The following is an 18,082-nucleotide window of genomic DNA, read 5'->3' on the forward strand; positions in this document are numbered from 1 at the left end:
TGGTCGATCAGTGTGTGATGGTGCCGGTGAGAAGGCCGACGGCACCGACGGCCGCGGCCAAAACCGTGATGGCGAAGACAAGCAGCTCGGCGCGGGTGAACACGCGTGCCTTCTGCTCGCGGCGTGCCCAGAAGTAGAGAAGGATAGTGCCGGGCACGAACAGGACGGCCACGAGCAGCACGTATTTCAGCCCGGCGGCGACGAACATGAACAGCGTGTAGATCACGGCGATCCAGGCGACGATCTGATCGCGGCGGCGCTCCTGTGGGGCTGCCTCATAGCCGACGCCGCTGCGCGCCAGCAGCACGCCATAGCCGGCAACCAGCAGATAGGGCAGCAGCGAGGTCACGCTGGTCATATCCAGCATGAAGTTGAAGGCGTCGCGCGACCAGTATGTCGAGATGACGAAGAAGGAGACCACGCCATTGGTCAGCCACAGGGCGTTGGCCGGCACGCGGTTGCCGTTCTGCGCCCCGAACAGCTTCGGCATGTCCTGCGACTTGGCGGCCGCAAAGAGCACTTCGGCGCAGATCAGCGACCAGGCAAGATAGGCCCCGAGGACGGAGACCAGCACGCCGACGGAGATGAACACCGCGCCCCAATGCCCGACCACAAGCTCGAGCGCGCCCGCCAGGGACGGGTTGCCCACGCCGGCAATCGCCGCGCGCGGTGCATTGGCATAGGGCAGCATGGTCACGGCCACCATCAGGCCGGTCACGGCCACGAAGCCAAGGATGGTGGCGGTGCCGACATCCGACCGCTTCTTGGCGTAGCGCGAGTAGACGCTCGCCCCTTCGATGCCGAGGAACACGAAGACGGTGATCAGCATGGTGTCGCGCACCTGTGCCAGCAGCGTCTTTTCCGGCATGTTCACACCGCCGAAGAAGTTCTCCGAGAACTGCGCGTAATTGAAGAAGAACACGAAGGCGAGAATTGCCACGATCAGCGGCACGATCTTGGCGATGGTGACGATGGTGTTGATGACCGTCGCTTGCTCGATGCCGCGCAAGATCATGAAATGGAAAGACCAGATGCCGATCAGCGAGACGATGATCGCGGTGGCCGTGCTGCCGTCGCCAAATATGTCGGGGAAGAAACGCCCAAGCGTCGAGCCGATCAGCACCCAGTAGAACACGTTGCCGAGGCAGCTTCCGAGCCAGTAACCGAAGGCCGACAGGAAGCCCATATAGTCGCCGAAGCCCGCCTTGGCGTAAGCGAAGACGCCAGCGTCGATGTCGGGTCGCTTTTCCGCCAATGACTGGAACACCCGCGCCAGCATGTACATGCCGGTTCCGGCAATCGTCCAGGCGATGATCGCGCCGAACGGGCCGGTGGCGGTCGCGAAGCGGCCGGGCAGGTTGAAGATGCCGGCACCGACCATGGAGCCCACCACCACCGCGGTCAGTGTGGGAAGCGAGAGCTTGCCAGCGGAAGTGTCAGCCATATTGCGCCTCTTGGAAAACGAGGATGCGTGGTGCGATCAACCCTATAGACCAGCAGGCTTTCCAATAAATGGGCCGGACGTCCCAATTATTGTCGCGCAATCCCAATCTTACGTCTTTTGCCGCCAAGAGCTAGCTCCTCTAAATGCTGCAAGTGCGAAGGAAAGGCCAGGTTTGCCTGGCGCGTAAAGCATGGATAATGCTCGGTAATGACGCATGAACTCTGCGTAGCCTAAGGTGGACATGCAGAGCCTCAAGAGCCCAATCATTCCGTCCAAATGGTGGAGGGCGTCTCGCAGCCGCGGCGCTCAGGCCCTCACGGGCGATGAACATTTTCTCCGCAAGATATGGCTAGGCGGCGAGCCAGCGGAGCAGTTCGGCAAGGCTCGGCATGTTGCCGGAGACCATGCCGGTACCCTCGAATCCGCCTGTTCCCCGCAAGCCGATCCGGCCGGTCTCGCGCGCCTCTTTGGGCGAGATTCCGAATTCCTGGCGGAAGGCGCGGCTGAACACGGACGGGTCGGTGAAGGCCCATTGCTCGGCGATGCGCGTGATGGGACGGACATCCAACGGGTCGAGCAGCGCGTGCCGCGCGCCCAGTAGCCGCTGCCGACGCACATAGGCCGATATGCCACCGATCGGCTCGAAGAGTCGGTAGAGCCGAGAGCGCGACACACCGAGATCCTTGCATATTGCTTCAGGGGTCAGTTCCGGCTCGGTCAGCCGGAGCCGGATCCGCCGCCGTGCCCGTTCAAGCAAAGCAAGGTCGATCGGCGCCTGCGCTTCGGCCAGGCGGTCGCGGGATGGTCGCGCGCAGGCGTCGAGGAAACAGCGCGTCGCCTCGGTGATGTGATCGAGTTCGTAGGGCTCGACCAGTGGCAGCCGGCGATCCAGCGCCAGCATCAGGTCGGCCAGCAGCGCCCCGAGGCCACTGTCGAGCGGTACGTCCAGCAGGTTGTCGAGACAGGAACCGGCCAGAAGATCCCGCGGGACGAACAGGGTCAGAGCCCCGTCATCCTCGATCTCCGTGGTGAGTGGCCGCGCCAGCGAGTGGATGAGAGGCCGTGCTTCCGGCCGCTGATGCGCCGGCCGCCCCTCGTCGAGGTTGCATGGCAGTACGACGTACCAGTGATCGAGCACGCTTTTCTGCCAGTGCCGCCAACGTATGAGGTGACCTTTGCGCGGCAGGCTCGTGCTGGTGAGCACGAGGCGACCGAGCGGCCAGATGCGCTGCGACATTTCGAAGGAGGTCTGCCCGTCCACGACCGGGCGTATGTCCACAATTGCCTCATGGGCGGCGCGGAACGCCTCGAACTGCTGGTGCGGCGGCAGGCCGGCCGTGGTGAACAGGATAGGGTACACGCGCATCATTCGGTCGGGACAGCTTCTGGCCACATGCGCTCGCAGGTTCCTCCGCCGCCGCACAGCCCAGCGTGACAACTGGACATAAGCTGTGAAAAGACGCGATAGTTTCCAACCCTAGTAAAGCAGGCGATCGAACGTCTGCGACAAGCGATGCGGCTTCGCCGGCTGCCGCTCGACATGGCTGGAAAGCCGGCGCGGAACGCACACGATGGGCGAGCGACGCCAACTGGAGCTGGATTTTCGCGCGGTGCGATCCGGCTTGGGTATCGGCGAGTTCGTGCGCTCCAGCAAAGTGCTGGGACATGTCGACGAAGTGTTCCGCACCAAGGAGCATGGCTATCGCCGCATCGACGAGTTCACCCTGCTCCATGTGATGAATTTCGAAGTCAGCGAGCCCTACAGCCTGACGATGGCGCGGGCCGATCTCGTCTGCATCCAGGCGACCATCGCCGGCCGCTACAGCCGCTGGATCGGCCAGCGTATGGATCTGATCAACCCGCACATACTGCAGGTGAGCAACATCCCCCTGTCCGTATCCGATACCGATGCCGGCGCGCGGCTGCGCGGCATCCTCATCGTCTGTGAACGTAAGCACTTCATCGACCGTTACGGGCTTAACATCGAGCGGGTGCCGCCGGCCTATCGGCCGATCTTCCTGTCGCGGGACGGAACGCCCGAAGTGCTGTCGCTACCGCTGTCGCCGGCCGGTACCGCGCTGGTGGACCAGATCGTCTCCTGCCGCTATGGCGAGCCGCTGCGCGGCATATTCGTCGGTGCGAAGACCGTCGAGATCATCTGCGACGTGGTCTCCCAGCTGCATGGCCTGCGGCTACGCGGGGCGCCGCGCCTGATCGGCGAACAGGCGAAGTTAAAAGCCATCGAGACCGCGGCGCAGATCTACCGGCGCGAGATCGGCGATCCTCCCACCATAGAGCAACTTGTCCGGCGTGTCGGGCTGAACCGCAATGAGTTGACCAGAGGCTTCCGCGACATCTTTGGGGTCACACCCCACGTCTACGCGCATACGCGCCGCATGGAACGGGCGCAGGAACTGCTGCGCGGAGGCGAACTCTCCATCAGCGAGGTCGCCCGGCGGGTCGGCTATGAAGGCTATTCCAGCTTCGCGCGCGCCTATCATGCGCATTACGGGCGCGCGCCGTCACCTGCCGATCCGGGCGGGTAGCGCCACGAAGGACGTGGCTCAGAGGATCGGCTTGTGCGCCGTCTCCGGCATGTGCCGGACCACCAGAAGGCTCGTCGTGGCGGCAGCGATGACATAGCCGGCCGGCGCCAGCGGGTTGTCCAGAGCAGAGGTCAGCCAGACCGCGATGAGGGGGGCGAAGCCGCCGAACACGGCCGCCGCCATCGCATAGGACACCGACGACCAGCGCGACCGGTCGGGCGTTGAGAACAGCTCGGCCACGACTGCCGGAGCCGGGCCCGAATAGAGCGCAATGGCGACGCCGAACAGTAACTGTATCCCGATCACAAGAGGGAAGCTGCGGAAGGCGATGATCATCCACATTGCCGGGATCACCAGCGCCAGTACGAGGAGGCAGGAGCAAAGCAGGAACGGCCGGCGCCCATAGCGGTCAGAAAGCCGGCCGATGACGGGCACCAGCAGGATGATGGCGGCGAGGCAGATAGTGTTCGACCACGTGGCCTGCGCCACGCTCAGCCCGGCGTGCCTCTGGGTGAAAAGCGGCATGTAGATAAGGAAGACATAGTAACAGACCGTCCAGTGCATGGTGAAGCCGAGCACGGTAAGGCTGGGCCGGCGGATCCGCCGCAGCACAGTGGCTGTGGAGGCACTTGCCGCCCGTACCCGGCTGTAGACCGGGGTCTCGTCGATGCCGGAGCGAAGCCACAGCGCCACGATCCCTAGCGACCCGCCGAGGAGGAAAGGCAGGCGCCATCCCCAGTCTTCCATGTGCTCGGGCGAAAGCACAGTGACGAGTATCGCGGTAACCGCGCTGGCAAGGCCGCTGCCGAGAGCGACGGTGACCGAGAGGAAACTGGTGGAGAAGCCGCGCCGGCCCTCGGGCGACGATTCGAGCAGGAAGGCGTTGGCGATGCCCCATTCTCCGCCGGCGGAAAAGCCCTGAACCAATCGAGCCATCAGCAGCAGCAATGGCGCGAGCACGCCGATCATCTGGAAGGACGGCAGCATGCCGATGGCAAGGGTGCCCACCGCCATCAGCACGGCGGTGATCATCAGGGCGGGCTTGCGGCCCTGGCTGTCGCCGAGGCCGCCGAGCACCAACCCGCCCAGCGGGCGCATGACGAAGCTGGCGCCAAACACGGCGAGCGTCGCCAGCAATGCGACAGTGTCGTCTTTCTGCGGGAAGAAGGCGTGCGAAAGGTAAACGGCGAGCAGCCCGTAAATGACGAAGTCGTACCATTCGAGCACATTGCACAGCAGAACCCCGACGAAGGCTCGCCGCCGCCGCTTCGCGGTCGGCTCAGGTGTGGCTGGCTTCATCTCGAAACGACCATGGCCGGCTGCGGTAGATACGGTGGTGCAGACATGCCACCTCGGAGGGCTTGGATGCGCGACTGCGGTACACAAGCACAGCCGGCGTCTGCAGAGAAGCGACCTTGTTTCACCGCCCTGGCATCGTCGAAGCATGTTGCGATGCAGCAAGGCGGCTGCTACCGATATGCCCTGTCCGGTTCACAAAGGTGGCGCTTATGCGACGTCCCACATCCGCCGCGCCACGCCGACAGCCGCTCAAAGTCGACAATTCTGACGCACGCGCAGCGCGCGAGCCGGTCCTCATTGACCTCGCCCTGCAAGGCGGTGGCTCGCACGGCGCCTTCACCTGGGGCGTGCTGGACCGGCTGCTTGAGGAGAAGTGGCTGGAGATCGAGGGCATTTCCGGAACCTCCGCCGGGGCGATGAATGCGGCGGTGATGGCAGATGGCTACGCCGCGGACGGGCGGGAGGGTGCTCGGGCGGCGCTCGACGCCTATTGGCGCCATGTCGCCGACGCTGCACGCTTCAGCCCGTTCCAGCGCGGCCCGCTCGATGTGCTGCTGGGCCGCTGGACGCTCGATAATTCGCCGCTTTTCGTCACCATGGATCTGATGTCGCGGCTCTATTCGCCCTATGACCTCAATCCCGGCGGCTCCAATCCGCTGCGCGCGGTGCTGGAAAAGGCGATCGATTTCGACCGGCTTAGGACATCGCCGGTCAAGCTGTTCATCACCGCCACCAATGTGCGCACCGGGCGCGGCCGGGTGTTTCGCAATGCTGAGATCACGCCCGACGTGTTGCTCGCTTCGGCCTGCCTGCCCACCCTGTTTCAGGCGGTGGAGATTGACGGCGAGAGCTATTGGGACGGTGGCTATTCCGGTAACCCGACCATGACGCCGCTGGTGCGTGAGTTGAACTCCGACGACACCATTCTCATCCCGATCAACCCGGTGGAACGGCCCGGCACGCCGCGCACCGCGCCGGAAATCCTCAACCGGCTCAACGAAGTCTCGTTCAATGCCGTGCTGCTGAAGGAACTGCGGATGATCGCCCTGCTGCGGCAGGTCGCCGATCCCGGCCATAGCGAGGGCGCGCAATGGGCGAAGATGCGGGTCCACCTCGTGCGCAATTCTATCATGGACACGCTCGGCTACTCCTCCAAGCTCAACGCCGAATGGGATTTCCTTAGCCTGCTAAGAGACGAGGGCCGTCGTGCAGCCGACGCTTTCCTGAAGGCAGATTCGGATAACATCGGTAAGCGATCTTCGGTCAATCTCGACGTGCTGCTCGAAGGGGTATGAGCGATGGGCCTCATCGGCATCCTGCTCGGTCTTGGCCTTCTCGTCTGGTTCGCCTATCGCGGCTGGAGCGTGCTGTTGCTGGCGCCGCTCGCGGCGTTGATTGCCGCGCTCCTGTCCGGCGAGCCGCTGCTCGCCAGTTGGACCCAGACCTTCATGGGCAGCGCGGCGAGCTTTGTCGGCCAGTTCTTTCCGCTGTTCCTGCTCGGTGCGCTGTTCGGCAAGCTGATGGAGGACAGCGGCTCGGTCTCGGCCATCGCCGAGTTCATGACCGCGAAGCTGGGGGCGCAGCGCGCCATCCTCGCCGTCGTGCTGGCGGGTGCCATCGTCACCTATGGCGGCGTCAGCCTGTTCGTCGCGCTGTTCGTGCTGGCACCGATGGCCCAGGCGCTGTTCCGCACGGCCGACATTCCGCGCCGGCTGATGGCGCCGGCCATCGCGCTCGGCACCTTCACCTTCACCATGATGGCCCTGCCCGGCACGCCGGCGATCCAGAACGCCATTCCCATGCCGTTCTTCGGCACCACGCCCTTCGCCGCGCCGGGGCTCGGCCTCATCGCCTCCGCCATCATGCTCGGCTTCGGCCTGTGGTGGCTTGCCCGCGCCGAGGCGGCGGCCCGGCGGGCGGGCGAGGGGTTCGGCGACGGCACCGCGACGGTGAACGCCGCTCTCGACGACCCGATGCTGCGCGAGCGGGCGACCACGGCGCGCGAGTTCGATCCGGCCGAGATCGGCCATGGCCACCAGAGCGTGGAGCGTCCCTCCATCGCGCTGGCGGCGCTGCCGCTGGCGCTGGTCATCATCGTCAATCTGCTGATGTCCTTCGTGCTTCTGCCGCGCCTCGATTTCGCGTTTCTGGCCGAGGCGCGCTGGGGCGGCATTCCCCTGTCCGCCGTCTCCGGCGTGTGGTCGGTGGCGGTGGCGCTGCTCGTGGCGATACTGGCGACACTCATCATCAATTGGCGACGCCTGCCAAAGCTACGCGAGACCATGGACGCCGGCGCCAACGCCTCGGTGCTGCCCATCTTCTCGGTGGCGAGCCTGGTCGGCTTCGGCGCCGTGGTGGCGGCGCTGCCGGCCTTCGCGCTGGTGCGCCACTGGGTTCTGTCCATCGACGGCGGGCCGCTGGTCTCGCTGGCGGTGGCGACCAACATCCTTGCCGCGCTCACCGGCTCGGCCTCGGGCGGTCTCACCATCGCGCTCGACGCGCTGGGGCCGGTGTTCCTGGAACGGGCCGGCGCGCTCGGCATCGAGCCGGCGCTGCTCCACCGTGTGGCGGTCATGAGTGCGGGCACGCTCGACAGCCTGCCGCATAGCGGCGCGGTGGTGACGTTGCTCGCCGTCTGCGGGGTGACGCCGAGGCAAAGCTATCTCGACATCGTCATGGTGGCTATCGTTGGCGCCCTGGTGGCGCTGGTGGCGGTCATCGCGCTGGGCTCGTTCGCCGGCAGCTTCTGAGGGGTCGCCGGGAGACGATCAGGGCGCGGCGCCAAGCGTCGCCCCCAGCACAAGCATGATGGCCATTAGTGCCAGACCGGCAACTGGCCAGCGGCGCAACGCAGCGTCGAGCCGCTCTGCCCCATCGCCGATACGGCGGACCGCCGGCAGGGCGCACATCGCCAACACGGCAATGTCGCCCTCGGGGATTTTTGGCAACCTAATGCCTGAGCGGGCAAGGCCGAACGCCAGCAGCGCGCCGAGGAGCAGCGGCCATGTCGCGTCCCACAGCGCGGCGGGAGCGAGGGCGCTTTCGGGCGCATCGCCCGTCACGGGCGCGAACAGCATCCAGCCCGCCAATAGCGAGGCTGCGGCCGTTGCCAGCCATGGCGCCAGCAGGCCCCAGCCGGCGACGGCATCTGCCCGCACGGGCGGGTCTTTCGCGACAAGCCGCAGAAAGTGCAGCATCAGCAGGGCGCTGCCGGCAGCCGAAAGCGCCGCAAGCGTGCCCGCGAGGCCGTCACCCAGCGGTCCCTTGGCGGCGTATTTGGCCAGCGCGCCGCTGGTGAGCGGCAGGCCGGCGAGGCTGAGGGCCATCACCGCCATCACGCCCAGCGCCAGGGTCCGGTGCCGCGCTCCCGTCGCGGCCATGACCCCGACGCCCATGAACAGTGCGCCCTTCACCAGCATGTGGTGAAGCGCGTAATAGGCCACGAGCCGGGACACCCCGGCGTCGCCCAGTTCCAATCCGGCGCCAATAATTGCGGCGATCAGGCCCATCTGGCTCACGGTGGAATAGGCCAGCACGGTCTTCGGATGGCTCTGTGTGATGCCGATGGCCACGCCATAACAGGCAGTGAACAGCCCCAGCACGATGAGGCCCGTGCCCCAATCGGCGGCGGGCTGGTCGAACGGCAGGAAGCGGATCAGCCCGATCACCCCGGCCTTGACGATGATGCCGCTCAGCACCGCTGAGGCCGGCATAGGCGCGATTGGATGGGCAAGCGGCATCCACACATGCAGCGGCACGAGACCCATTTTGAGGCCGAAGCCGAGAATGAGCAGCACTAGCGTCGCGTCCCGCCAGGGCGATGTTGGCAGCGACGCCACTGCGTCGGCGATCAACGGATTTCCCGTCGGCCCGGCGGTGGCCAGCAGCACGAAGCCGAGCAGCAGGAAAGCTTCGCCCAGCACGGCCAACGCCATGTAGGTCAGGCTGGCGCTCTCGGCGCGCGGCGTGCCCTCATGCGCGACAAGTCCGTAGGCGGCGAGGCTGACCAGCGAGAACATCAGGTAGAAACTGGTCATGTCGGCGACGATGAACACGCCGAGGCTGCCCGCAAGCGTCAGCAGCCACCAGACAGCGAAGCTGATGCGCGTCGGGTCCGGCGCCATATAGGCGCGGGCATAGAGGCCGGCAGCGGCCCATAGCAGCGCCGCGCCGCCGAGCAGCACCGCGCCGGGCGCGTCAAGCGCCAGCACCAGACGCATTGGCGCCGGCGCCAGGACCCACGAGCCATCGGGCGCGATGAGCGCCGCCACCAGCGCCGGCAGCGGTGCGAGCGGCAGAAGATCAAACACGCGCCGGCGGAAAGCTGGCAGCAGACAGAGCGCAACGAAGGCCAGCGGCGTGGCGAGCGAGGCGGCGAGCAGGGTTCCGGCGAATGTCATGTCCTTCGCCTCACGGAAGGGCCGCGCGGCCAATGGCGAGCATGTCGAGCGGCTGCAGCGGCACGAAACCGAGCGCCACGGCGCAAAGCGCAAGCCCGAGCGCCGACCACTCACTCAGCCGCGTAACGGCGCGGGTCTCGATGGCGGTCGCGGGCGCGGCCATGGCGCGTTTGAGCACGCGCGCGACATAGGCGGCCGCGAGCAGGCCGCCGACGCTGATGACGATAGCGACCCACCACGCCCCGCTCAGGATGGCGGCGTTGAGCAGCAGCAGCTTGGCGATGAAGCCGCCGCTGGGCGGCAGTCCCATCAGCGACAAGCCGGCCAGGCCGAAGGCGAACACGCTGATCGGGACAGCGCGCCCGGCTCCGGCGAGGTCGGCGATGCGGTCATGGCCGAGCGCCTCGGCGATCAGTCCGGCGGCGAGGAACATTGCCGCCTTGGCGAAGGCGTGTGAGATGAGTTGCAGCACGCCTCCGGTCCAGCCGAGCGTCGTCGAGGGTGCGCCCCCCGGCTCGATCAGGATGAACATCAGAAACAGATAGCCGATCTGCGCCACGGTGGAGTAGGCGATCATCAGCTTCAGCCGCCGCTGCCGCAGCGCGACGAGGCTGCACACCAGGATGGCCGCCGTGCCGAGCATGGCTAGCACCTCAGCCGCCGCCTCGCTCGACGGCTCCGGCAGCACGTCGAACCACAGCCGAAGTATGATGAAGAACGGCGCCTTCACGACCAGCGCGGACAGCACCGCGCTCGCCGGCGCCGGCGCACCGGCATGGGCCGGCGGCAACCACAGATGCAAGGGAAATAGCGCCGCCTTGGCCATCAGCCCTCCGATCATCAGCGCAATGGCCGCGTGGGTAGCGACGTTGGCCGATGCCAGACCGTGCAGGGTGCCGATGTCGAGCGTGGCGTATTGGCCATAAAGAACCGCCGTGCCAAGCAGATAGAGCGCCGAGCCGATCAGCGCGAAGACGAGGTAGCGCAGCGCCGCCTCGATGGTCTCCGCCTTGCCATCAAGGCAGACCAGCGGCACGGCGGCGAAGGTCAGCAACTCAAGCGCGACGAACAGGTTGAACAGATCCTCGCCGAGGAAGACGAGGTTGAGCGCGCTCCACAGCCCCATCAGCAACGACCAGAAGGCGAAGGCGCGCCGCCCGCCGGGAGCCTCCTCGGCCATGTCGAATTGCGGCCGGGCATAGAGAGCGACGGCGGCAATGACGAGCGTCGCCATTGCCATCATCACGCCCGACAGGCCGTCGGCGCGCAGCTGAAGACCGAGTGGCGGCGCCCAGCCGCCCACCACATAGACGATCGCCTCCTTCGAGCGAACGAGGGCGACGATGATCGCGGTCGCAATGGCGATGCCCCCGGCGACCACGCCGAGCGCTACCGTCGCCGGACGCCTTATGCCGAGCCACGGCATCACCAGCATGGCCAGCATGCCGATGACCGGCACGATGACGGCGAGCACCAGAAGAGGGCCGGTCGATGTGGAGCCCATCCTAGTGCCCTTTCGGATCGTCGGAGAGCCCGTCGGAGGCCCGCTTGGCGGTTCTGAGGGCGGCCAGGCGGCGCAGCAGCATGAGTGCCAGAGCGGTCGCGGCGAAGGCGACGACGATGCCGGTGATGACCAGCGCCTGCGGCACCGGATCGCCCGGCAGCCCGGCGGCGGCTCCCCGGCGCGCCGCGACCCCGAACAGCAGGAAGACGCCGGCGCCCAGCAGGTTGAAGGACAACACCCGGCGCAGGGGCGCGGCATGGGTGAGCGCGCCATAAAGGCCGAGGCCGACCAGCGCGCAGGCACCGAGGCCGAAGACAATCGTGCCGGTCATGCGGATGGCTTCCGCGCGCCCGGGCCGAGGAGCATCAGCATGAGCATGAGCGCGATGGAGACCGTCAGAGCCATCTCGATGACCACGATCAAGGGCTTCGCCCAACCGTCGGGATAAGCGAGGAAACTGCCGGCCGAGAGAAAACCGGCGAAGCCGATGGCGAGGAAGACCGCCGGCCCGAGCCCAAGGAGCGCGCGCAGCCACTTGTCGCCGAGCGCTGGCGGCGGCGTCAGGCCGGCCATCATCAGCAGCAGGCCCATGGCGGCGATCAGCGTTGCCGCCTGGAACTTGCCGCCCGGCGCGTCGGCGCCGACCCAGAGTATATGCAGGGCCACGACCAACCCGACCGGCGGCAGGACGCGGGCGAGCAGGTCCAGCGGCGGGCTCGGCGCCGCCGGCGAAGCGGGCGCGTCGCGCCAGGTCTCGTCAGCCGCCAGCGACCAGATGCCGATCAGCGCCAGCAACACAACGACGGTCTCCAGTAAGGTGTCGAGCGCCCGATAGGCGAGCAGCACGGCGGTCACCGCATTGCCGAGGTCGAGCGCGCCGAGCGGTGCCACGGCCTGCATGGTAAGGCTCGGCGCCGGCTCCGGCGCGGCAAGGACGATCACGGCGATAGTGCCGGCAATGAGGGCGCAGAGAGCGGCGAGGGCGAGGCGCAGCGGGAGAGAGGCTGGCTTCTCCGGGCCGGCGAAGGCACTGGCGCCGAGCAGCAGCGGCGCGGTCAGGGCGCCAATGGCCGCCTCGGTCAGCGCCACATCGACGGCGCCGAGGCGAACCCATACAAGGGCGAGCAGCAGGCCGAAGGCGATGAAGGCGATCACGGCCGTGCGCGCCTGCCGCGCGAGCACGCTGAACAGCGCCGCCGCCAGCAGGGTGACGACCAGAACCGCGTCGAGCATCGCGTCCATCATCCTCGCCCGCCCTGCACCAGTCGTGCGATCATCTGGCTGGCGACCGCGCCGGTGACCAGCACGAGCAGCCAGATCACCAGCAGCTTCAACGCGCCGAACACGCTGCCCGCCTGCGGCATAAGCCCCAGCACGATCAGCCCGAGGCCGAGATTGTCGGCCTTGGTCAGGGCGTGCAGGCGCGACAGCGCATCGGGAAAGCGCAGCAGCCCGACCGTTCCCGCGAGGAAGAAGAACAGCCCAGCCCCCACGGCGATGAGCGTAAACAGGTCGATCAGCGCGCTCATGACGGTTCCCGCGTCTCTTCCGCCGGGTCGGCCGGGCCGGCGGCAGACAGCGCCGCGCAGGCGAAAGCGGCAACCAGAGCGAGGGTGAGCGCGACGTCGAGCAGAGCAGCGAGGCCCTCGGCAATGGCGAGCAGCGCCGCCATCGCCGTGCCGCCGGTGCCGGCGAGTTGCACGGCCATCAGCCGATCCGCGGCGCTCGGCGCCCGCAGCAGCCAGACGAGGCCGGCGGCGATCAGCAGCAGGAGGATCAGGGCGGCGGCGGTCAGCAGATCAGCCATCGGCGTTCCCTAGGATGCGGGCAAAATCAGCCTCCCCGGCGGCGATGGCGGCGGCAACGGGCTGGTCGAGGTCGAGCGCATGGACCAGCAGCGTGGCCTTGTCGCGCATCACCACCGGCAAGGTACCCGGCTGGAGGCTCAGATAGGCGTGGAAGGCGTCGCGGCCGGTACTTGCGGGAAGCCGGGTCGGACAAGGCACGAGGCCGGGACGCAGCAGCAGGGATGATGCGAACGCCCGCCGCGCGACCTCGAGACCGGCGAGCAGCGATTGCCCGGGAAAGCGCAGAACCAGTCGGACCAGCGCGCCGATGGCGATCGGCCGTCCGCTGGGCCGCAGCAGCACGAGGCTGAGCCATGCCGCGGCTAGCGCGGTCAGCGCGCCGACGGCGAGGCCGGCCAGTCCGCCGCCATGCAGCACGAGCCAGAGCGCGAAAAAGGCCAGCGCACGCGGTGCCCCGCGACGCAACGTTTCAGGCAGGCGCAAGAGGCGTGGCATCGGGGTCGTACTCCCGCGTGACGATGACGACCACCGCGCGCGGCCACCGATCCGCGCTACTGTGCCGAGCGATGCGGTCGCAAGGCAATATGGCGGACCCCGCTGTCGTGCGCATCACACGCAAAACCGCCGGCTGCCGAAACGGAACGCATAGAAACGGGACGTCATGCCGATTTCCCAGCCCCGACGGCCAAGTATAGTTGTGCCGCTTGCCGACGGTGGGCGGGGTGTCACAATGCGATGATCCCCTCGCGCTATCGCGAGTGGGTACCTCACGCTTCGTCATATCTTGACGGCTGGGCTGGATTGCGAAGGGAGGGAACCAAGATGACGACGACGGTAAGACCCTTGGCGATTGTCGTGATGCTCGGCGCGAGCCTGCTCCTCGCGGGATGCGGGGACGAGGCTGAAGTCGAGGCTCCTGCGCCCCGGCCGGTTCGTGTCGTGACGGTTGAGAAAGGCGTCGGTGGGCAAGTCGCAAGCTTCACCGGCGATGTGCAGGCGCAGGACGAGGCGTCGCTCGCCTTCCGCGTTTCCGGTCGGATGATCGAACGCAGCGCCAATGTCGGCGATCAGGTCAAGGCCGGTCAGGTCGTCGCCCGGCTCGATCCGCAAAATGCGCTTAACGCGCTGCGCTCGGCGCAGGCGGCGCTGGCGGCGGCGGAGAGCCAGCTCGTCACCGCGGCCAACACCTTCGGCCGGCAGGAGCAGCTGCTTGGCAACGGTTTCACGACGCAGGCGAACCATGATGCCGCTCGCACGGCGCTGCAGGCGGCGCAGTCCGGCGTGGATAATGCCGAGGCCCAGCTCAAGATCGCGCAGGACAATGTCAGCTACACCGAACTCGTCGCCGATGCCGCCGGCACGGTGACGGCGCGCGGCGGAGAGCCCGGCGAGGTGGTGCAGGCCGGGCAGATGATCCTCCAGCTCGCGCGGCAGGGCGGGCGCGACGCGGTGTTCGACGTCCCGGCGAATATCCTGCGCTCGGCATCGGCCGATCAGGTCATCAGCGTCACCCTGAGCGACGACCCCGGCGTGAGCGCCACCGGACGGGTGCGCGAGGTGGCGCCGCAGGCGGATCCGGTCACCCGCACCTTCCGCGTGCGGGTCGGCCTCGACAATCCGCCCGCCGCGATGCGGCTTGGCTCCACCGTCATTGGCCGCGTCGAACTCGGCGCAACCGCCGCAATCGAACTCCCGGCCTCCGCTCTCACGGCGGTCAATGAGCGGCCGGCCGTCTGGGTGGTCGATCCTGTCACCGGAACGGTGGCACTGCGCAACATCGAGCTGCGCCGCTTCTCGCAGGCCAGTATCGCCGTCGAGTCGGGGCTCAGCCCCGGCGAAGTCGTGGTGACGGCGGGTGTTCAGGCACTTCACCCCGGCCAGAAGGTGCGCCTGCTCGGGGCGGGGTCGTGATGCGGTTCAACCTATCGGAATGGGCCGTCCGGGAACGTTCGCTGGTCATCTTCTTCATGCTGGCGGTGGTGGTGGCCGGCGTCTTCGCCTATACGCGGCTCGGTCGGGCCGAAGATCCCTCCTTCATCATCAAGACCATGGTGGTGCAGGCGGCGTGGCCCGGGGCGGGCATCGAGGACACGCTCCAGCAGGTCACCGAGCGGCTGGAGCGGACGCTGCAGGAAACGCCGCATCTCGACTTCATCCGCAGCTATACCCGCCCGGGCGTCACCACCATCTTCGTGAACCTCAAGGGCAGCACCACCGCCGATGAGGTGCCGGACGTCTGGTATCACGTGCGCAATAGCATCGGCGACATGGCCCACACCCTGCCGCGCGGGGTGGTCGGGCCGGGCTTCAACGACGAGTTCGGCGATACGTTCGGGCTGATCTACGGCTTTACCGCCGAGGGCTTCACCCATCGCGAATTGCGCGACTATGTCGAGGCGGCGCGCTCGAAGCTGCTGCAGGTGCCCGACGTCGCCAAGGTCGAACTCCTGGGCGAGCAGGACGAGCAGATCTTCGTCGAGTTCTCGGTGCGGGAACTTGCCACTCTCGGCATCAACCGCTCCGCCCTGGTGGCGGCGCTGCGGGCGCAGAATGTCGTACAGCCCTCCGGCACCATTCAGACCGGCGACGAGAAGCTGGTGATCGACGTCACCGGCGCCTTCGGCTCCGAACAGGACATCGCCAACATCAATTTCGCGGTGGACGGGCGCATGCTGCGCCTCGCCGACATCGCCACCGTGCGCCGCGGCTATGCCGACCCGCCGCGCCCGCTGTTCCGCACCAATGGCGAGCCGGCCATTGGCCTGGCCATCGCCATGCGCGAGGGCGGCGACATCCTCCAGCTCGGCCGCAATGTCGACGCGGCGATGGCGGCAATCACGGCCGAATTGCCTCTCGGCATCGAGCCGCATCTGGTCGCCGACCAGGCGGTGACGGTGGCCGGCGCCATCTTCGAATTCATGGAGTCGCTTTGGCAGGCCATCCTCATCATTCTCGTGGTGAGCTTCATCGCGCTCGGCGTGCGCGCCGGCCTCATGGTGGCGCTGACCATTCCGCTGACGCTGGCGGGCGTGTTCGCCATCATGTGGCTGCTCAACATCGACATGCAGCGCATTTCGCTCGGCGCGCTCATCATCGCGCTGGCGCTGATGGTGGATGACGCCATGACCACCACCGACGCCACGCTCGGCCGCCTCGCAGCCGGCGAGCCGAAGGAGGTTGCGGCGGTCTACGCCTTCAAGACCTACGCTTTCGCCATGCTGGCCGGAACGCTGGTGACGATCGCCGGCTTCGTGCCGGTGGGCTTCGCCGCCTCCTCGGCCGGCGAATACACCTTCACCTTGTTCGCGGTGGTCACCATCGCGCTGCTGGTCTCCTGGCTGGTGGCGGTGGTGTTCGCGCCGCTGATCGGCCTTGTCGTCCTGAAGCCCCCGAAGAAGGCTGGCACGGGACCAGGGCGTATCATGCAGCTCTATCGCCGCCTGCTCTCGGCGGCGCTCACCGCCCGCTGGCTGACCATCGCCATCACGCTCGCCCTCTTCGTCCTGGCCGTGCTGGCGCTGCCGCTGATCCCGCGCCAGTTTTTCCCCTCCTCCGACCGGCCGGAACTGCTGGTCGACCTGCAACTGCCGCAGAACGCTTCCATCTACGCCACCGAACGCGCCATGACGCGGCTCGACGCGGCGCTGAAGAATGACCCCGACGTGGAACGCTGGAGCGGCTATGTCGGGCGCGGCGCCATCCGCTTCTACCTGCCGCTTAACGCCCAGCTGCCCAATGATTTCTTCGGCCAAGCGGTGATTGTGGCCAAGGATGTGGAGGCGCGCCAGCGACTGGAGGCAAAGCTGGCGAAGCTGCTGGCCGAGCAGTTTCCCAATGTGGTGAGCCGCGTCTCGCCGCTGGAGCTGGGCCCGCCGGTCGGTTGGCCGATCCAGTATCGCGTGGTCGGGCCCGATCTCGGGCAGGTGCGCGACATCGCCTTCAAGCTGGCCGAGGTCATTGCCGCCGATCCGCTGACGCGGGCGGTGAATTATGACTGGATCGAGCCGGCGCGCGAAATCCGCATCCGCGTCGACCAGGATCAGGCGCGGCTGCTCGGCCTCTCCACCGAGGCCATCGGCTCGGTTCTGAACACCGTGGTCACCGGCGCACCGGTGACCCAGGTACGCGATGACATCTATCTCGTGGACGTTGTGCTGCGCGCCACCGACGAGCAGCGTGTCTCGCTCGACACGCTGCGCACGCTTGAGGTGCCGCTGCCCGGCGGGCGCACCGTGCCGCTCAGCCAGTTCGCCAGCTTCGACTATGAACAGACCTATCCGCTGGTGTGGCGCCGCGACCGGCAGCCCGCGCTGACGGTGCAGTCCGACATCGCCCCCGCCGAGTTGCCGGAGACGGTGGTGAGCCAGTTGGCGCCCGCGATCGACGCCCTGGCGAAGACCCTTCCGGCGGGCTACCGCATCGAGACCGGCGGCACGGTGGAGGAGAGCGCGGCCTCGCTGGCCTCCGTCATGGCGGTGCTGCCGCTGATGATCCTCATCATGCTCGTCGTCCTGATGCTCCAGCTCAGGCGCTTCTCACTGACCTCACTGGTCGTCAGCGTTGCTCCCCTTGGACTCATCGGCGTGGTGCTGGCGCTGCTGGTTTCCGGGCGCCCGCTCGGCTTCGTCGCCATCCTCGGCGTGCTGGCGCTGATCGGGATGATCATAAAAAACGCTGTGATTCTCATAGGTCAGATCGAATCCGAGCGCGCCGCCGGCAAGTCGGCGCGCGAGGCGGTGATCGACGCGGCCTGCGCCCGCTTCACCCCGATCATGCTGACAGCGCTATCCACCGTGCTCGGCATGATCCCCATCGCCCCCACTGTCTTCTGGGGCCCCATGGCCTTCGCCATCATGGGCGGGCTGATGGTGGCCACACTGCTCACACTGGTCTTCCTGCCGGCTCTCTATCTGGCGACGATCGGGCGGGAACGCCGATTGCCGGGGTAAGACCGGCGGTCAACAGGCGCTAGCGGCCAAGCGCGTTTGAGATGGCATAGGAAGCGGTCAGCCGGCGCGGGATCCCCGAGAAAGGCATGGGTTTTCCGTTCCCCGGGAGGCGCGATCCTCGGGCCCGCCAAT

At 67.2% G+C, this 18,082-nt stretch carries 15 protein-coding genes; 5 read left to right on the forward strand and 10 right to left on the reverse strand.

Annotated elements, in window-relative coordinates:
* Window positions 1–7 precede the first annotated feature (7 nt).
* Window positions 8–1,444 carry a basic amino acid/polyamine antiporter gene (locus OU996_RS09825; protein ID WP_267585410.1) on the reverse strand — a complete coding sequence of 479 codons (1,437 nt, stop codon included), beginning with the start codon at window positions 1,442–1,444 and terminating at the stop codon, window positions 8–10.
* Between the two features lie 349 nt (window positions 1,445–1,793).
* Window positions 1,794–2,804 (reverse strand): helix-turn-helix transcriptional regulator, encoded by a 1,011-nt coding sequence (locus OU996_RS09830; protein ID WP_267585411.1) that lies wholly within the window; start codon window positions 2,802–2,804, stop codon window positions 1,794–1,796.
* A 211-nt stretch (window positions 2,805–3,015) separates the two neighbouring features.
* Here OU996_RS09830 and OU996_RS09835 point away from each other — a divergent pair, with 211 nt between their 5' ends.
* Window positions 3,016–3,990 carry a helix-turn-helix transcriptional regulator gene (locus OU996_RS09835; RefSeq protein WP_267585412.1) on the forward strand — a complete coding sequence of 325 codons (975 nt, stop codon included), beginning with the start codon at window positions 3,016–3,018 and terminating at the stop codon, window positions 3,988–3,990.
* 18 nt (window positions 3,991–4,008) lie between these two features.
* On the opposite strand, the gene OU996_RS09840 is transcribed toward OU996_RS09835, so the two are convergent.
* Window positions 4,009–5,289, reverse strand: coding sequence for an MFS transporter (locus tag OU996_RS09840; protein WP_267585413.1), 1,281 nt, complete (start codon window positions 5,287–5,289; stop codon window positions 4,009–4,011).
* 209 nt (window positions 5,290–5,498) lie between these two features.
* Here OU996_RS09840 and OU996_RS09845 point away from each other — a divergent pair, with 209 nt between their 5' ends.
* Together OU996_RS09845 and OU996_RS09850 are read left to right on the forward strand one after the other, a co-directional pair.
* On the forward strand, window positions 5,499–6,584 hold the full coding sequence (locus OU996_RS09845; protein ID WP_267585414.1) for a patatin-like phospholipase family protein: 1,086 nt from the start codon (window positions 5,499–5,501) through the stop codon (window positions 6,582–6,584).
* A gap of 3 nt (window positions 6,585–6,587) precedes the next feature.
* A complete protein-coding gene (locus tag OU996_RS09850; RefSeq protein ID WP_267585415.1) occupies window positions 6,588–8,039 on the forward strand; it encodes a GntP family permease in 1,452 nt (483 codons plus the stop codon).
* Window positions 8,040–8,057: 18 nt separating this feature from the next.
* Here OU996_RS09850 and OU996_RS09855 read toward each other — a convergent pair whose 3' ends face one another.
* Genes OU996_RS09855 through OU996_RS09885 form a run of 7 tightly spaced genes read right to left on the reverse strand, consistent with a single transcriptional unit; the run spans window position 8,058 to window position 13,496 of the window.
* Window positions 8,058–9,689, reverse strand: coding sequence for a complex I subunit 5 family protein (locus OU996_RS09855; protein WP_267585416.1), 1,632 nt, complete (start codon window positions 9,687–9,689; stop codon window positions 8,058–8,060).
* 10 nt (window positions 9,690–9,699) lie between these two features.
* Window positions 9,700–11,193, reverse strand: a complete 1,494-nt coding sequence (locus OU996_RS09860; protein WP_267585417.1) for a complex I subunit 5 family protein — start codon at window positions 11,191–11,193, stop codon at window positions 9,700–9,702.
* A 1-nt stretch (window position 11,194) separates the two neighbouring features.
* Entirely contained in the window at window positions 11,195–11,524 is a 330-nt protein-coding gene (locus OU996_RS09865) for an NADH-quinone oxidoreductase subunit K (protein ID WP_267585418.1), read from the reverse strand.
* A complete protein-coding gene (locus tag OU996_RS09870; protein ID WP_267585419.1) occupies window positions 11,521–12,438 on the reverse strand; it encodes a hydrogenase subunit MbhD domain-containing protein in 918 nt (305 codons plus the stop codon). Before OU996_RS09870 ends, OU996_RS09865 begins: the two co-directional genes overlap by 4 nt.
* Window positions 12,435–12,722: a cation:proton antiporter gene (locus OU996_RS09875; protein WP_267585420.1), complete on the reverse strand. Its 288-nt coding sequence runs from the start codon at window positions 12,720–12,722 to the stop codon at window positions 12,435–12,437. Before OU996_RS09875 ends, OU996_RS09870 begins: the two co-directional genes overlap by 4 nt.
* Window positions 12,719–13,000, reverse strand: coding sequence for a monovalent cation/H+ antiporter complex subunit F (locus tag OU996_RS09880; protein ID WP_267585421.1), 282 nt, complete (start codon window positions 12,998–13,000; stop codon window positions 12,719–12,721). Before OU996_RS09880 ends, OU996_RS09875 begins: the two co-directional genes overlap by 4 nt.
* Window positions 12,993–13,496 carry a Na+/H+ antiporter subunit E gene (locus OU996_RS09885; RefSeq protein WP_267585422.1) on the reverse strand — a complete coding sequence of 168 codons (504 nt, stop codon included), beginning with the start codon at window positions 13,494–13,496 and terminating at the stop codon, window positions 12,993–12,995. The genes OU996_RS09880 and OU996_RS09885 overlap by 8 nt, the downstream gene beginning before the upstream one ends.
* A 327-nt stretch (window positions 13,497–13,823) precedes the next feature.
* Between OU996_RS09885 and OU996_RS09890 the strand changes: the two genes are divergently transcribed.
* Window positions 13,824–14,912 (forward strand): efflux RND transporter periplasmic adaptor subunit, encoded by a 1,089-nt coding sequence (locus OU996_RS09890; RefSeq protein ID WP_267585423.1) that lies wholly within the window; start codon window positions 13,824–13,826, stop codon window positions 14,910–14,912.
* Entirely contained in the window at window positions 14,912–17,950 is a 3,039-nt protein-coding gene (locus OU996_RS09895; RefSeq protein ID WP_267585424.1) for an efflux RND transporter permease subunit, read from the forward strand. Before OU996_RS09890 ends, OU996_RS09895 begins: the two co-directional genes overlap by 1 nt.
* Window positions 17,951–18,082 lie beyond the last annotated feature (132 nt).

The sequence above is a fragment of the Ancylobacter sp. SL191 genome (genome assembly GCF_026625645.1).
Lineage (GTDB): Bacteria > Pseudomonadota > Alphaproteobacteria > Rhizobiales > Xanthobacteraceae > Ancylobacter.

Coding starts and splice junctions, on each gene's coding strand:
- OU996_RS09825 (WP_267585410.1), bottom strand. CDS start 1,444: ATGGCTGACACTTCCGCTGGCAAGCTCTCGCTTCCCACACTGACCGCG.
- OU996_RS09835 (WP_267585412.1), top strand. CDS start 3,016: ATGGGCGAGCGACGCCAACTGGAGCTGGATTTTCGCGCGGTGCGATCC.
- OU996_RS09840 (WP_267585413.1), bottom strand. CDS start 5,289: ATGAAGCCAGCCACACCTGAGCCGACCGCGAAGCGGCGGCGGCGAGCC.
- OU996_RS09845 (WP_267585414.1), top strand. CDS start 5,499: ATGCGACGTCCCACATCCGCCGCGCCACGCCGACAGCCGCTCAAAGTC.
- OU996_RS09850 (WP_267585415.1), top strand. CDS start 6,588: ATGGGCCTCATCGGCATCCTGCTCGGTCTTGGCCTTCTCGTCTGGTTC.
- OU996_RS09855 (WP_267585416.1), bottom strand. CDS start 9,689: ATGACATTCGCCGGAACCCTGCTCGCCGCCTCGCTCGCCACGCCGCTG.
- OU996_RS09860 (WP_267585417.1), bottom strand. CDS start 11,193: ATGGGCTCCACATCGACCGGCCCTCTTCTGGTGCTCGCCGTCATCGTG.
- OU996_RS09865 (WP_267585418.1), bottom strand. CDS start 11,524: ATGACCGGCACGATTGTCTTCGGCCTCGGTGCCTGCGCGCTGGTCGGC.
- OU996_RS09870 (WP_267585419.1), bottom strand. CDS start 12,438: ATGATGGACGCGATGCTCGACGCGGTTCTGGTCGTCACCCTGCTGGCG.
- OU996_RS09875 (WP_267585420.1), bottom strand. CDS start 12,722: ATGAGCGCGCTGATCGACCTGTTTACGCTCATCGCCGTGGGGGCTGGG.
- OU996_RS09880 (WP_267585421.1), bottom strand. CDS start 13,000: ATGGCTGATCTGCTGACCGCCGCCGCCCTGATCCTCCTGCTGCTGATC.
- OU996_RS09885 (WP_267585422.1), bottom strand. CDS start 13,496: ATGCCACGCCTCTTGCGCCTGCCTGAAACGTTGCGTCGCGGGGCACCG.
- OU996_RS09890 (WP_267585423.1), top strand. CDS start 13,824: ATGACGACGACGGTAAGACCCTTGGCGATTGTCGTGATGCTCGGCGCG.
- OU996_RS09895 (WP_267585424.1), top strand. CDS start 14,912: ATGCGGTTCAACCTATCGGAATGGGCCGTCCGGGAACGTTCGCTGGTC.